Below are 15,505 nucleotides of genomic sequence, written 5' to 3'. Positions count from 1 at the left end.
CATGGGCCAGCTCGCAGCAGGGCAACCCGCGCCGCTAGGCGCCAGTTTTGATGGCGAGGGCGTGAACTTCACGCTCTTTTCAGCCCATGCGCAGCGGGTGGAACTCTGCGTATTTGACGCGCAGGGCAATGAATCGCGCTATGACCTGCCCGCGCGCAGCGGCGATGTCTGGCACGGCTATTTAGCGCAAGCGCGTCCTGGTTTGCGCTACGGTTATCGGGTACATGGCCCGTGGGATCCGCAGCAGGGTTACCGCTTCAACCCGGCAAAGCTGCTGCTCGATCCGTGCTGCTTTCGCGCAGAAGGCGACCCTATCGACGATCCGCGTTTTCATGACGGCTACGATACGCCGGATGAACGGGATACCGCGGAGATTGCGCCGAAATCCGTGGTCGTTGATCTGAACTATGACTGGCAGGACGACGCGGCACCGCGTACGCCGTGGGGCAAAACCGTTATCTACGAAGCGCACGTGAAAGGGCTGACCTATCGCCATCCGGGATTACCGGAAGCGATTCGCGGCACCTATAAGGCGCTGAGTCATCCGCTGATGATTGACTATCTCAAGCGGTTGGGCATTAGCGCGCTCGAACTGCTGCCGGTGGCGCATTTTGCCAACGAGCCGCGCCTGCAGCAGATGGGGCTAAAAAACTACTGGGGCTACAACCCGCTGGCCATGTTTGCGCTAGCGCCGCGTTACGCCTGCCAGCCAGAACGGGCGCTGGATGAGTTTCGCGACGCGGTGAAAGCGCTGCATAAGGCCGGAATCGAGGTGATCCTCGACGTGGTGTTAAACCACAGCGCTGAGCTGGATCTTCACTGTCAGACGTTCTCGCTGCGGGGGATCGATAACCGTAGCTATTATTGGTTAAGAGAGGATGGCGATTATCACAACTGGACCGGCTGCGGCAACACGCTGAACCTCAGCCACCCGGGCGTTGTGGAGTATGCCCGTCAGTGCCTGCGGTTTTGGGTAGACGTGTGCCATGTTGATGGTTTTCGCTTTGATTTAGCGTCGGTGATGGGCCGGACGCCGGGCTATCGCCAGGATGCGCCGTTGTTTAACGCGATTCATGACGATCCGGTGCTCTCGCAGGTAAAGCTGATTGCGGAGCCGTGGGATATTGGTGACGGCGGCTATCAGGTGGGGAATTTCCCTCCGCCGTTTAGCGAGTGGAATGATCATTTTCGCGATGCGGTGCGCCGATTCTGGCTTGAGGAGTCGCTTTCACTGGGCGATTTTGCCCAACGCTTTGCTGCCTCAAGCGATGTTTTTCAGCGCCAGGAGCGACGCCCGAGTGCAGCTATCAATCTGCTGACTGCGCATGATGGTTTTACGCTGCGTGATTGCGTCAGTTTCAACCACAAGCACAATGACGCGAATGGTGAAGAAAACCGCGACGGGACGAGCAATAACCATAGCAATAATCATGGTATAGAAGGATTAGATGCGTCTCCTGAGGTGCTGGCACGTCGGCAGGCAAGCGTTCAGGCGCTGCTGGCCACGATGCTGCTATCGCAGGGAACGCCAATGCTGTTGGCCGGTGATGAGCATGGCCACAGCCAGCAGGGGAATAACAATGCCTACTGCCAGGACAATGCCTTGACCTGGCTTGATTGGGAAAATGCGGATGATGTGCTGACGGACTTTACCGCAGCCTTAATTCACCTGCGACAGCAGATCCCGGCTTTAACCGACGACTGTTGGTGGCAGGATGGCGACGGCAACGTTCAGTGGCTCAACCGGGATGGACAGCCGCTCAGTGCAGATGAGTGGCAGCATGGTGTGCATCAGATGCAGGTTCTGCTTTCTCATCAATGGCTGATGACGATAAATGCAACACAAGACGTGGCAAGTCTAACGTTACCCGTGGGGGAATGGCGCGCCGTTTCCCCCTTCGCCGGGGATGCTAACCCGGCGATCATGGATGTCTGGCATGGGCCCGCGCACGGAGTGTGCGTATTTCAAAGGTCATAGTCTCTGAATTACCCGGAACCCGGCGGTAGCGCTGGGAAACCTTATTACCCGGAAGGACGAGCAACAAAAGGAGTTAATCATGGTTAGGCTAGAAAAAAACGATCCCTTAATGCTGGCTCGCCAGTTGCCTATCAAATCCGTCGCCCTGATTCTGGCAGGCGGACGCGGCACACGACTGAAGGATCTCACCAATAAACGGGCAAAACCGGCGGTCCACTTTGGCGGCAAATTCCGCATTATCGATTTTGCGCTATCAAACTGTCTGAATTCCGGGATCCGTCGTATCGGCGTTATTACCCAATATCAATCACATACGCTCGTACAGCACATCCAGCGCGGCTGGTCTTTGTTCAGCGAAGAGATGAATGAATTCGTCGATCTGCTGCCGGCTCAGCAGCGAATGCATGGCGAAAACTGGTATCGCGGCACTGCCGATGCGGTGACGCAGAACCTCGATATTATCCGCCGCTATAAAGCGGAATATGTGGTTATCCTGGCCGGTGACCATATCTACAAACAAGATTACTCGCGCATGCTTATCGACCATGTCGAAAAAGGCGCGCGCTGCACCGTGGCGTGCATTCCCGTGCCCATTGAAGAGGCACCGGCGTTTGGCGTGATGGCGGTCGATGAGAACGAAAAGATTATCGACTTCGTGGAAAAACCGGCAAATCCTCCGGCGATGCCGGGTGACCCGACCAAGTCCCTCGCCAGTATGGGGATCTATGTCTTTGATGCTGATTATCTTTATGAGCTGCTGGAGCAGGATGACAGCGATGAAAATTCCAGCCACGATTTCGGCAAAGATTTAATTCCTAAAATTACCAAAGCTGGCGCGGCTTATGCACATCCTTTCCCGCTGTCCTGCGTGCAGTCCGATCCCCATGCCGAACCTTACTGGCGTGATGTGGGGACGCTGGAAGCCTACTGGAAAGCGAACCTCGATCTCGCGTCCGTCACGCCTGAGCTGGATATGTACGACCAGCACTGGCCTATCCGTACGCATATGGAGTCTTTGCCTCCGGCGAAATTTGTTCAGGACCGTTCCGGCAGCCATGGGATGACGCTGAACTCGCTGGTATCCGGCGGCTGTATTATTTCAGGCTCGGTGGTGGTGCAGTCAGTGCTGTTCCCCCACGTGCGCGTGAATTCATTTTGTAATATTGATTCGGCAGTCTTATTGCCAGACGTCTGGGTTGGACGTTCCTCGCGCCTGCGCCGCTGCGTAATCGACAGGGCCTGCGTGATCCCGGAAGGTATGGTGATCGGTGAAGATGCGGAAGAAGATGCGCGTCGCTTCCACCGTTCAGAAGAAGGGATCGTGCTGGTCACGCGCGAGATGCTGCGGCAGCTGGGGTACAAACAGGAGCGATGATGCAGGTTTTACACGTTTGTTCTGAGATGTTCCCGTTATTGAAAACGGGTGGACTTGCGGATGTGATTGGCGCGCTGCCGGCGGCACAAATTGCTGATGGCACCGATGCTCGCGTACTGCTACCGGCGTTCCCCGATATTCGTCGCGGGATCCCGGATGCCAAAGTGGTCGCTCGCCGTGAAACCTTCGCCGGGCGCATTACGCTGTTGTTCGGCCATTACAACGGGGTCGGCATTTATCTGATTGATGCGCCGCATCTCTACGATCGCCCAGGGAGCCCGTATCACGACACTAACCAGAATGCTTATCCCGACAACGTGAAGCGTTTTGCGCTGTTGGGCTGGGTGGGCAGCGAAATGGCCTGTGGATTAGATCCGTTCTGGCGTCCGGATGTGGTGCACGCTCATGACTGGCACGCGGGTCTGGCGCCAGCGTACCTGGCGGCCCGCGGCCGCCCGGCGAAGTCGGTCTTTACCGTACATAATCTGGCGTATCAGGGGCTGTTTTACGGCCACCATATGGATGAAATCCAACTCCCGGCCGAGTTTTTCAATATGCACGGGGTGGAATTCCATGGACAAATTTCGTTCCTGAAGGCCGGCCTTTATTACGCTGACCACATTACGGCGGTTAGCCCGACCTATGCCCGTGAAATTACCGAACCGCAGTTTGCCTACGGGATGGAAGGGCTACTGCGCCAGCGCCATCGGGAAGGTCGCCTGTCGGGGATCTTAAACGGCGTGGATGATAATGTCTGGAGTCCGGAAAAGGATCTGCTGCTGCCAGCCAGCTACAGTCGCGATACGCTAGAGAAGAAGGCGGAGAACAAACGCCAACTGCAGGTAGCGATGGGGCTGAAAGTGAGTGACACCGCGCCGCTGTTTGCCGTGGTCAGCCGCCTGACCAGTCAGAAAGGTCTCGATTTGGTGCTGGAAGCGCTGCCTGGGCTGCTTGAGCAGGGGGGCCAGTTGGCGCTGTTAGGGGCCGGCGATCCGGTTTTACAGCAAGGTTTCCTCGCCGCCGCCGCCGAACATCCGGGGCAGGTGGGCGTACAAATTGGTTATCACGAAGCGTTCTCGCACCGCATTATCGGGGGCGCCGACGTTATCCTGGTGCCGAGCCGCTTTGAACCTTGCGGCTTAACGCAGCTGTATGGCTTGAAATACGGCACGCTGCCGCTGGTCCGCCGTACCGGTGGCCTTGCAGATACCGTTGCGGATAGCTCGCTGGAAAACCTCGCCGATGGTATTGCCAGCGGTTTCGTTTTCGAAGACAGCAACGCCTGGTCGCTGCTGCGAGCCATTCGTCGTGCTTTCGTATTATGGTCTCGTCCTTCGCTCTGGCGCTACGTTCAGCGCCAGGCGATGAACATGGATTTTAGCTGGCAGGTTGCTGCGCACTCTTATCGCGAGCTTTATCAACGCCTGATCTAACTACGGGGATCTTAGTTATGAATGCACCTTTTTCGTATGCATCACCGACCCTCAGCGTTGAGGCACTTAAGCATTCTATTGCCTATAAGCTGATGTTTATCATTGGGAAAGACCCGGCGATCGCCAACAAACACGAATGGCTGAACGCCACGCTGTTTGCCGTGCGTGACCGTCTGGTTGAGCGCTGGCTGCGCTCTAACCGCGCCCAGCTTTCTCAGGAAACACGACAGGTCTACTACCTGTCGATGGAGTTTTTGATTGGCCGCACGCTCTCCAATGCGCTGTTATCTTTAGGGCTTTACGAAGATGTTAAAGACGCGCTGGAGGAGATGGGATTAGATCTGGAAGAGCTGATTGATGAAGAGAATGACCCCGGGCTGGGGAATGGCGGCTTAGGGCGTCTGGCGGCCTGCTTCCTTGACTCTCTGGCTACCCTGGCGCTGCCGGGCCGTGGTTACGGTATCCGCTATGACTACGGCATGTTTAAACAGAATATCGTCGATGGGCGACAAAAAGAGTCCCCGGACTACTGGCTGGAGTACGGTAACCCGTGGGAGTTCCCGCGTCACAATACCCGTTACAAAGTGCGTTTTGGCGGACGCGTGCAAATGGAAGGGAAAACCAGCCGCTGGCTGGAGACGGAAGAGATCCTCGCGGTTGCTTACGACCAAATTATCCCTGGATATGATACCGATGCCACCAATACGCTGCGCTTGTGGAATGCCCAAGCCAGTAGCGAAATCAACCTCGGTAAATTTAACCAGGGTGACTACTTCGCCGCGGTAGAAGATAAAAACCACTCGGAAAACGTGTCGCGGGTTCTTTATCCGGATGACTCGACCTATTCCGGGCGCGAACTGCGCCTGCGCCAGGAGTATTTCCTGGTGTCGGCGACGGTACAGGATATTTTAAGTCGCCACTACATGTTGCATAAAACCTATGCCAACCTGGCGGACAAAATTGCCATCCACCTGAATGACACCCATCCGGTGCTGTCCATTCCAGAGCTGATGCGTCTGCTGATCGATGAGCATAAATTCAGCTGGGATGAGGCATTCTCGGTGGCTTGCCAGGTCTTCTCTTATACCAACCACACCTTGATGAGCGAAGCGCTGGAAACCTGGCCGGTGGATATGCTGGGTAAAATTCTGCCGCGCCATCTGCAGATTATCTTCGAGATTAATGACTACTTCCTGAAGACGCTGCAGGAACAGTACCCGAATGACACGGGTCTGCTGAGCCGCACTTCTATCATCGATGAGTCAAACGGCCGTCGCGTGCGTATGGCGTGGCTGGCCGTGGTGGTGAGTAAGAAGGTCAACGGTGTTTCCGAGCTGCACTCGAATCTGATGGTGCAGTCGCTGTTTGCTGATTTTGCCGCTATCTTCCCAATGCGCTTCACCAACGTGACCAACGGCGTGACCCCACGTCGCTGGCTGGCGCTGGCGAATCCTGCGCTCTCCAGCGTGCTGGATGAAAATATTGGCCAGACCTGGCGTTCCGACCTCAGCCAACTCAGCGAGCTGGAACAGCATATTGATTATCCGAAGGTGAACCAGGCGGTGCACCACGCCAAGCTGGAAAACAAAAAGCGCCTTGCCGCCTTTATTGCCCAGAATTTGAATGTCGTGGTGAACCCGACGGCGTTGTTCGATGTGCAAATCAAGCGTATCCACGAGTACAAACGCCAGTTGATGAACGTGCTGCACGTGATTGCGCGCTACAACCGCATCAAGGCCGATCCAAGCGCGGGCTGGGTGCCAAGGGTCAATATCTTCGCCGGGAAGGCCGCTTCGGCCTACTACATGGCGAAGCATATTATCCACCTGATCAACGACGTGGCGGATGTGATCAACAACGATCCGCAGATTGGCGACAAGCTAAAAGTGGTGTTTATCCCGAACTACAGCGTGAGCCTGGCGCAGATGATCATTCCGGCGGCGGATCTGTCTGAGCAGATCTCGCTGGCGGGGACCGAGGCTTCCGGGACCAGTAACATGAAGTTTGCGCTCAATGGGGCGTTAACGATTGGTACGCTGGACGGTGCCAACGTTGAGATGCAAGAACATGTTGGGGCGGATAACTTCTTTATCTTCGGTAATACCGCAGAGGAAGTGGAAGCGCTGCGCAGTAAGGGTTACAGCCCGCGAGATTACTACGAGCAGGATGCTGAACTGCGCCAGGTACTCACGCAGATCGCCACCGGCGTATTTAGCCCGAACGATCCCGGACGCTACCGTGATCTGGTGGATTCGCTGATCAACTTTGGCGACCACTACCAGGTACTGGCCGACTTCCGCAGCTATGTGGACTGTCAGGACAAGGTGGATGAACTGTACCGCGAGCCTGAGCAGTGGACCACCAAAGCGATGCACAACATTGCGAACATGGGTTACTTCTCTTCTGACCGTACGATTCAGGAGTATGCCGAGAACATCTGGCATATTGAGCCGGTTAAGCTGTAAACAGCAACGGGGCCATCAGGCCCCGTTTTTTTATCATTGTCTTACGTCATTAAGACGCCAGCGAGAGCTCAGGCTTTCCCAGCGTTTTCACCAGCCATTCGCTGATACGCGACTGCTGTTCGGCATTCAGCCACATGCCCTGCTTGGTACGACGCCAGATGGCATCGTCCAAACGGCGCACCCATTCGTGTTGTACCAGGTAACGCAGCTCTGCTTCATAAAATTCATGACCAAAATCCTCCCCTAGCCCGCCAATATCACGCGCATCGCCAATAATCAGCTCGCTGTTGTTGCCGTAAGTGCGGGCATAATGACGGGCCAGTGATTCGGTGATAAACGGGTAGCGGCGGCGTAGCTTCGCGGCGTAATCATCGCGATCGCCGCCAATCTCACCGCCGGGAAGGACGGCACCCTTGGTCCACGCAGGTCCGATACCGTGGTAGTACGGTGCCAGTTTTTCCAGCGCGTGTTCTGCCAGCTTACGGTAGGTGGTGAGTTTGCCACCGAATACCGACAGCAGCGGCGCTTTGCCGTGGTCATCATGAATGTCCAGCGTGTAGTCGCGGGTGATGGCCTGTGGTGAGTCGGATTCATCGTCGCACAGCGGTCGCACGCCGGAGTACGTCCAGACGATATCTTCGCGGGCGAGCTGTTTTTTAAAGTGGCCGTTGTAGACCTTCAGCAGGTAGTTAATCTCGCTTTCGTCGATCTCCACGTTCTTCGGATCGCCCTGGTATTCGACGTCGGTGGTGCCGATGATGGAGAACTCGTCCATCCACGGGATCACAAACACGATACGCTTATCTTCGTTTTGCAGAATATAGGCCTGCTTCTGGGTGTGAACCCGAGGCACCACGATATGGCTGCCCTTGATCAGGCGGATACCATACGGTGACGGGAGCTGCATGCCATCATCAAAGAACTGTTTCACCCACGGACCGGTGGCGTTGACCAAACCGCGAGCCTGCCAGCGGAAGCGTTCTCCGCTGTCGATATCTTCCGCCTCCACAATCCACAGGCCATTTTCGCGTTTGGCGGAGATGGCGCGCGTACGGGTACGGACTTCACCGCCTTTCTGTACCACCATTTGCGCATTGGCTAACACCAGACGGGCATCGTCTACCCAGCAGTCGGAATATTCGAAACCGCGCACGATTTCAGGCTTCAGGACCGATTCTGTGCCAAAACGCACACCGGTGGAGGCCGGCAGGCTGGTGCGTTTACCCAGATGATCGTACATAAACAGGCCCGTGCGAATCATCCAGGCTGGACGCAGGTGCGGGCGGTGCGGCAGACGAAAACGCATCGGAATCGCGATGTGTGGGGCCATTTTCAGCAGCACTTCGCGCTCGGCCAGCGCTTCGCTGACCAGGCGGAATTCATAGTGTTCAAGGTAGCGAAGACCGCCGTGGATAAGCTTTGAACTGGCGCTGGATGTAGCGCACGCCAGATCTCTGGCCTCCAGCATCAGTACGGATAAACCACGCCCAGCGGCGTCTGCCGCAATGCCTGCGCCGTTGATGCCGCCGCCTATCACAATCAGATCTTTGGTTTCCATCATTGCTACCTCAAGGACTTTCGTTATAGCTCATTAATGTTCGATATCGCTCATAATAGCAAGTAAACGCGCTTTTGGTAACATAGAAAAAACATTTTAGAGTGATGTGCATAACATATTGGCGTTTACGTGGCGTGACGACGTACACTTGGCGGTAAAATGTCGTCAGCAAGACACCTGCCACAATGATAAGAGAGCACCATGGATCAGTTTGAATGTATTAACGTAGAACAGGCGCACCAGAAGCTGCAGCAGAAAGCGGCTGTGCTGGTGGATATTCGTGACCCACAGAGCTATGCCGTAGGCCATACGCCGGGCGCGTTTCATCTGACGAACGACACGCTGGGCGCGTTTATGCGCGATAACGACTTTGAAACACCGGTCATGGTGATGTGCTATCACGGTAACAGCAGTAAAGGTGCGGCTCAGTATCTGCTTCAGCAGGGTTACGATCAGGTGTACAGCGTGGACGGCGGCTTTGATGCCTGGCATCGCCACTTCCCGGCAGAGGTTGAACACACGGTAATTTAACGCCGTAGCGCCATTTAGCCCTTACACCGCCTGTTAATAGGCGGTGATAGTGTCGCGTTGCAACCTATCCGTCAGGGTTTGGGTATATACTGTCCTCTTTTGTGTGGAATAGAAGCGACCTGCTGTATGTTGATGATCACCTCTTTTACCAACCCTCGCGTGGCTCAGGCCTTTGTAGACTATATGGCGACGCAGGGCGTTATTCTGACTATCCAGCAGCATGAGCGTAGCGATGTCTGGCTTTCCGATGCCTCGCAGGAGGCCCGCGTCCGGGCTGAACTGGAGCAATTTCTCGCCAATCCTGCCGACCCACGCTATCTGGCGGCGAGCTGGCAGTCCGGGCAAACCAACAGTGGATTGCACTACCGCCGTTTCCCCTTCCTGGAGACGCTGAAAGCCGGGGCGGGCCCGGTGACCATGAGCATCATGGTGGCCTGCATACTGGTGTTTATTCTGATGAGCGTGGTGGGCGATCAGCCTGTCATGCTGATGCTGGCGTGGCCGTACGATGATTCGCTGAAATTTGAAGCCTGGCGCTACTTTACCCATGCTTTAATGCATTTCTCCTTCATTCATATCCTCTTTAACCTGCTATGGTGGTGGTACCTTGGCGGTGCGATAGAAAAGCGTATCGGTAGCGGTAAGCTGGTGGTAATTACGCTCATCAGCGCGCTGCTGAGCGGTTTTATGCAGCACCAGTTTAGCGGCCCATGGTTTGGCGGTCTTTCTGGCGTGGTTTATGCCCTGATGGGTTATGCCTGGCTGCGCGGTGAACGTGATCCACAAAGCGGTATTTTCCTGCCGCGTGGGCTGATGATGTTCTCGCTGATTTGGCTGGTGGCCGGATGGTTTAATGTATTTGGGATGTCGATTGCGAACGGCGCGCACATCACCGGGCTGGTGATTGGGCTGGCAATGGCCTTCGTCGATACGCAGAATGTGCGAAAACGAGCATAATTTTCCAGGGATTTATCATGAAACAAACACAACGTCATGACGCGATAATCGAGCTGGTAAAACTACAGGGTTACGTCAGCACGGAAGAGCTGGTGGAGCACTTTTCCGTCAGTCCGCAGACGATTCGCCGTGATTTGAACGATCTTGCTGACCAGAAAAAAATTCTGCGCCACCACGGCGGTGCCGCGCTGCCATCAAGTTCGGTGAATACGCCGTGGCATGACCGTAAAGCGACGCAAACGGCGGAGAAAGAGCGCATTGCGCACAAGGTCGCCAGCCAGATCCCCAACGGCTCCGCGCTGTTTATCGACATTGGCACCACGCCGGAAGCCGTGGCGCATGCCCTGTTGAACCACAGCGATCTGCGGATCGTGACTAACAATCTGAATGTCGCCAACACGTTGATGGTGAAAGAGGATTTTCGCATTATTCTGGCGGGTGGAGAACTTCGCAGCCGGGATGGCGGTATCATTGGCGAGGCGACGCTGGATTTCATTTCTCAGTTCCGTCTCGACTACGGCATCCTGGGGATCAGCGGTATCGATAGCGACGGTTCGCTGCTGGAGTTTGATTACCATGAGGTGCGTACCAAGCGCGCCATTATCGACAACTCCCGCCACGTGATTCTGGTGGTCGACCATTCTAAGTTTGGTCGTAACGCCATGGTGAATATGGGCAGCATCAGCATGGTCGATGCAGTGTATACCGACGTGCTGCCGCCGCCAGGGGTGATGCAGGTGATCGCCGAAAATGAGGTACAGCTGGAGCTGTGCTAAGAAAAGGGCGCTGAATGCAGCGCCCTTTTTATTGCCGTTAGACGCGGCCTCCCGGAGAGGCCGTGCTGGTTTTATGACATCTGCTGCTGGAATTTCCCTTCGCTGAGATCGGAGACGATAGCGTTCATGCGGTCTTCGGTCAGGCGATAGTAGCGGATTGAGATGGCAGTAATCAGGTAGAAGATAGCCGGCAGGACCGTAAACAGGATTAACACCCCGCGAATAGCTTCCGCTGATTGCTGTTCAACGCCGGCCTGATAGCCGTAAAACGCGAGCCCCCAACCGGTCAGCGCGCCACCGATAGCCACGCCCAGTTTGATAATGAAAATGTTGGCCGCCACGTTCATACCGGTTATACGGCGCTGGGTTTTCCACTCGCCATAGTTATTGGCATCGGTGATCATTGACCATTGCAGCGGTGCGTTAATCCCCTGCAGGATATTGAGAATGATGTGAACGATAAATGCGGGGATCCAATAATCTGACGGCAGTATCAGGAATGCTAAGCCAAATAATGCGCTGAGGATATTCACCCACACCGAGGCGCGGATTTTACACATCCATGACCCCACCTGTTTAGCCATCAGGCTCCCCACGACGGCGGCAACGGTGGTCGCCAGCATAAACAGCGAAATAATACTGCTGCCCTGCTGAAGAATATATTGAACAAAATAGACCAACAGGCTGCCGCGCACCACGACGCCGCAGAGCATGGCCAGGTTATATATCGACAGCACGCGCCACTGATCGTTTTTCATCAAGATACGCACATCGCGTAAAATGTTCAGATTCTCTTCTTTTACCGGCGTAATACGTTCGCGGGTGGTCATAAAGCAAATCAAGAACATAATACAGCCGATGGCCCCGAAAATGCCCATGGCCCACTGCATGCCGGTTGCTCTATCACCCGGTGCGATGAGGTCGGCCAATGGCAGAATCAGCGCGGTACCCATCGCTCCGCCAATCGGCGCAACGGCAAAACGCCAGGATTGCAGGGACAGATTTTCTTTCGGGTCAGCGGTAATTGCGGCACCCAACGAGCAGTAAGGAATATTAATTGCCGTATACATTAGGGTCATAAATATATAGGCAACAACAGCGTAAACAATTTTTCCTGTTTGTTCGAAGTTTGGTGTGGAATATACCAGCACACAGCTGACGGCAAACGGAACACAGATAATTAATAACCATGGGCGGAAACGACCCCAGCGGCTTTTGGTCTGATCGGCGATGGCTCCCATAATCGGATCGGTAATAGCATCCAATACCCTGACGACTAAAAATAATGTCCCCATAACCGCCGGGGGTAAGCCATAAATATTCGTATAAAAATAAGCAAGAATAGCAACTGAAGAATCAAATACGATGTGGCTTGCGGCATCGCCCAAACCAAAACCAAACTTCTCTTTATTACTGATTTTTCCGGTTAATGCCGACATAGGGTCACCTTTTTATTATTACGTGCCAACATACGACATCATTTATAAAAGGTGGCGGTGAACCTGAGTATTCTAATTTTTCACTTTGTGGTTATGTTAATTCTCTATTGTGACGCAGCTATCTCTTTGTCATTCATCGGCAGGGGGGGAATAAAAGGGGGGAGGGGCTTATCAGGCCTGTCGCTTAGGGCAAACAGGCCTGATATGAGGACGAACGCTGTGGCGATTAGACCCCGTAACCCATCATCTTCAGCAGGTTCTGCGCATGCAGTACGGCATCCTGACGATGCGCCACTCCGAGTTTCTGATACAGGTTACGAATATGCGTTTTGATGGTGGTTGCCGCCACATCCAGCTCGCCGGCAATTTGCTCATTGCTATAACCGGAATAGATAAGCCCCAGCACCTGCCATTCGCGCTGAGTGAGCGGGCTGGTACGGATAAGCTCTGGCACTTCCGGGTGGTTGAGCAGGCGCTCGACGAAGCTTTCATCAAAGTGGGCAAATTTGTGGCGGTGATGCTGGTTAATCTCACGCAGAATGCGCTGGGCGCGGTGCTGATCCAGCTCCGGCAGCGTATTTAACTGGATGAGCTGACGCAGCTGCTGCGCCATCGCTTCACCTTCAATCACAAAGTGGCTGATAAACCCGGTGCGGTTTGCTAGCTGCAGCGCTTCCAGCAGCACGCGCTGGGCTTCATTCTTGTTACCCGACTGCCAGTGCAGTTGGTTAAGCAGCAGCAGGTTACGGTTGAGATCGCTCATCAGGCGCAGTGAACGGGCGTTTTCGTTCAGCTCTTCGAGCACCATTTCCGCGGAGTCAAATTCACCCAGTAAAATCTGTACGCGGGCGATGTTACGCCACTGGCCCTGCAGGAAGTGGTTGTTGGCAAATTCCGGCTTCGGCGTGTGGCGTAGCCAGTTCGCGGCGGATTTTTTGTCGCCAACCATTTGCCAGTAAATGACCCGGACTTTATCGGCGTTAGAGACCCAGTCGCTGTGATAAGCACCGTTGCCCAGCAAATTCTCCAGACGATTGAGGTGATTACGGGCGTTATCCAGATCGCCACGCGCCAGCGAACACTGAACCTGTAAGGTCAGACACTGAAGCTGCTGCTGTGGCTGGAAACCGCTGAGCACTTCAATACCGGTGCGGGCCGCGGCTTCAGCCTCATCGAGACGCGCCCATGCCCACAGTAGCTGTGAACGAATGCGCAGCAGGAACTCATGCATTGGTAGCTGTTCGAGATGCTGCTCGCGGATAAGCTGGAAACCTTTCTCCTGACACTCCCATGCGGCCTGCAGGAAGCCCTGCGCGAACAGAATTTCGCTCTGCTGGATAAGGCTCCACAGCGCGTAGTGCCAGATATCGTGGCGACGTGCCATCTGTTCCGTTTGCTGCATGACGGCGATAGATTGGCTCAGCAACCCTTTGCAGTGCAGCACTTCGCCATGTACCGACGTGGCGACGATGCGGCTGTAGAAATTGGCCAGCGGTAGCTCTTCCAACGCGACGGTGGAAAGGCGCTCCGCTTCATCCTGATCGCCATCGTTAATCGCAACCTGGGCGCGCAGGGCGTTGAAATCACCGTGCAGCGAGGCATCCATTTCGGAGGTCATCTCCTGCTCGGCGCGGGCCAGCAGGGTATTCACTTCGCTGTAGCGATGCTGGCTTTGCATCAGCCAGGCCTGTAGCAGCACCAGACGCGGATTCTCCAGTAGGCTTTCCCATGGCAGTGCGGAGAGCGACTCTTCGAGCAGCGCCAGTTCGCTATGATGGAACAATCCCCAGGCGTGGTTAAGCAAGATATCGCGCAGCATTTTCGGGTCACCCGCCGCCAGCGCGTGATGAATGGCTTCGCTTGGGAAACCTTGCGCCATCCAGCTTTCGGCAGCTGAGCGGTGAATTTCAGGGAGTTCGGCCGCCAGTTCCCACTGGCAGCGCTGGCGCAGGAAACTGCAAAACAGCGGATGGTAGTTAAACCATTCACCGGAGTTATCCATACGTTGTAAAAATAGCCCCTGACGCTCGATTTCTTCGAGACGCATCTGGCCGTTTTCTTCACCGGTCACGCGGGCGATGAGCGAATCATTCATCGAACGCAGCAGTGAGCTTTTCAACAGGAAGTTACGCGTCTCCCGATCGACATTATCGAGGACTTCATCCACCAGATAATCGGACAGATGGCTGGCGTTAATACCCGCCAGACGGCGAGCAGAGTGTTGAGTGGCGTTGTTGCGTTGACGGGCAGATAGCGCAATCAGCTGCAGCGCGGTCGCCCAGCCGGCGACGTCGTCGCACAGACGGCTGCTCTCCGCCACTTCAATCGGCGAGGCTAAGCGGCAGTCAAAAAATTGTTTGGTTTCGGCATGCGTGAAGGAGAGCTGTTGGCTCCCTACTTCCAGCAATTGATCGCGCACGCGCAGGTTGGCAATGCCCAACTGCGGTAGGTTACGCGACAGGACGACCAATGTGAGGTTTTCCGGCTGATGCCGTAGGAAAAAGCGCATGGCATCGTGGATCACCGGGTTGGTGATCAGGTGGTAGTCATCAATGACCAAATAGAGCGGACGCTGCCATTCGCTGAGTTCAATGAAAAGCTGAGAGAAAAGGGAGCTCAGGCTAGCGTATTGGCGCTTTTGCACCATGTTCTCGCTGGCCTCGCAATGACCCCCTGTCGCCTGCTGAATCGCGGCGATCAGGTAGCTGGCAAATCGCTCCTGCTGGTTATCGCCTTCATCAAGCGAATACCAACCGAGATCGCTCATCCCTGCCGCCCATTGTGACACGAGCGTAGTCTTTCCATAGCCAGCCGGACTGGTTATCAGCGCCAGACGATAATTGTTCGCGCCTGAAAGTTTCGCTAATAACCGCTCACGAATCACCGTGTGTTCGAGACGGACTGGTCGACTTAGTTTTGACGGAATCAACATAGCTAATCACTTCACTGTGAGGATTGGAAAACGAGATTTTTTTTGCGCTTCGTAATTAATC

The 15,505-nt window shown here is 55.0% G+C and carries 10 protein-coding genes; 7 read left to right on the top strand and 3 right to left on the bottom strand.

The window, feature by feature from the left end:
- Position 1: 1 nt before the first annotated feature.
- The 4 genes from glgX (at position 2) to glgP (ending at position 7,251) form a co-directional block, all read left to right on the top strand.
- Positions 2-1,978: a glycogen debranching protein GlgX gene (gene glgX / locus KCR01S_RS10015; RefSeq protein WP_061282578.1), complete on the top strand. Its 1,977-nt coding sequence runs from the start codon at positions 2-4 to the stop codon at positions 1,976-1,978.
- A 79-nt stretch (positions 1,979-2,057) separates the two neighbouring features.
- The gene (glgC, locus tag KCR01S_RS10010; protein ID WP_061282577.1) at positions 2,058-3,353 is read left to right on the top strand and encodes a glucose-1-phosphate adenylyltransferase; all 1,296 of its coding nucleotides are present in this window, start codon (positions 2,058-2,060) and stop codon (positions 3,351-3,353) included.
- Positions 3,353-4,786 carry a glycogen synthase GlgA gene (gene glgA / locus KCR01S_RS10005; RefSeq protein ID WP_061282576.1) on the top strand — a complete coding sequence of 478 codons (1,434 nt, stop codon included), beginning with the start codon at positions 3,353-3,355 and terminating at the stop codon, positions 4,784-4,786. Before glgC ends, glgA begins: the two co-directional genes overlap by 1 nt.
- A gap of 17 nt (positions 4,787-4,803) precedes the next feature.
- Positions 4,804-7,251: a glycogen phosphorylase gene (glgP, locus tag KCR01S_RS10000; protein ID WP_061282575.1), complete on the top strand. Its 2,448-nt coding sequence runs from the start codon at positions 4,804-4,806 to the stop codon at positions 7,249-7,251.
- Positions 7,252-7,300: 49 nt separating this feature from the next.
- Here glgP and glpD read toward each other — a convergent pair whose 3' ends face one another.
- Positions 7,301-8,809 (bottom strand): glycerol-3-phosphate dehydrogenase, encoded by a 1,509-nt coding sequence (gene glpD, locus KCR01S_RS09995; protein WP_061282653.1) that lies wholly within the window; start codon positions 8,807-8,809, stop codon positions 7,301-7,303.
- Between the two features lie 201 nt (positions 8,810-9,010).
- On the opposite strand from glpD, the gene glpE reads away from it, so the two are divergent.
- The 3 genes from glpE (at position 9,011) to KCR01S_RS09980 (ending at position 11,073) form a co-directional block, all read left to right on the top strand.
- Positions 9,011-9,340, top strand: coding sequence for a thiosulfate sulfurtransferase GlpE (glpE, locus tag KCR01S_RS09990; protein ID WP_061282574.1), 330 nt, complete (start codon positions 9,011-9,013; stop codon positions 9,338-9,340).
- 126 nt (positions 9,341-9,466) lie between these two features.
- A complete protein-coding gene (gene glpG, locus KCR01S_RS09985; protein WP_061282573.1) occupies positions 9,467-10,297 on the top strand; it encodes a rhomboid family intramembrane serine protease GlpG in 831 nt (276 codons plus the stop codon).
- Between the two features lie 17 nt (positions 10,298-10,314).
- Positions 10,315-11,073 carry a DeoR/GlpR family transcriptional regulator gene (locus tag KCR01S_RS09980; RefSeq protein ID WP_052282846.1) on the top strand — a complete coding sequence of 253 codons (759 nt, stop codon included), beginning with the start codon at positions 10,315-10,317 and terminating at the stop codon, positions 11,071-11,073.
- Positions 11,074-11,144: 71 nt separating this feature from the next.
- Here the strand turns inward: KCR01S_RS09980 and KCR01S_RS09975 are convergent, their stop codons facing one another.
- Positions 11,145-12,512 carry a glycoside-pentoside-hexuronide (GPH):cation symporter gene (locus tag KCR01S_RS09975; protein WP_061282572.1) on the bottom strand — a complete coding sequence of 456 codons (1,368 nt, stop codon included), beginning with the start codon at positions 12,510-12,512 and terminating at the stop codon, positions 11,145-11,147.
- 226 nt (positions 12,513-12,738) lie between these two features.
- Positions 12,739-15,444: an HTH-type transcriptional regulator MalT gene (gene malT, locus KCR01S_RS09970; protein ID WP_061282571.1), complete on the bottom strand. Its 2,706-nt coding sequence runs from the start codon at positions 15,442-15,444 to the stop codon at positions 12,739-12,741.
- Positions 15,445-15,505 lie beyond the last annotated feature (61 nt).

Origin of the sequence: Kluyvera cryocrescens NBRC 102467 (genome assembly GCF_001571285.1) — a bacterium.
Lineage (GTDB): Bacteria > Pseudomonadota > Gammaproteobacteria > Enterobacterales > Enterobacteriaceae > Kluyvera > Kluyvera cryocrescens.
Note: the sequence above shows the minus strand (reverse complement) of the source record. Positions and strands in the feature narration are given on the sequence as shown.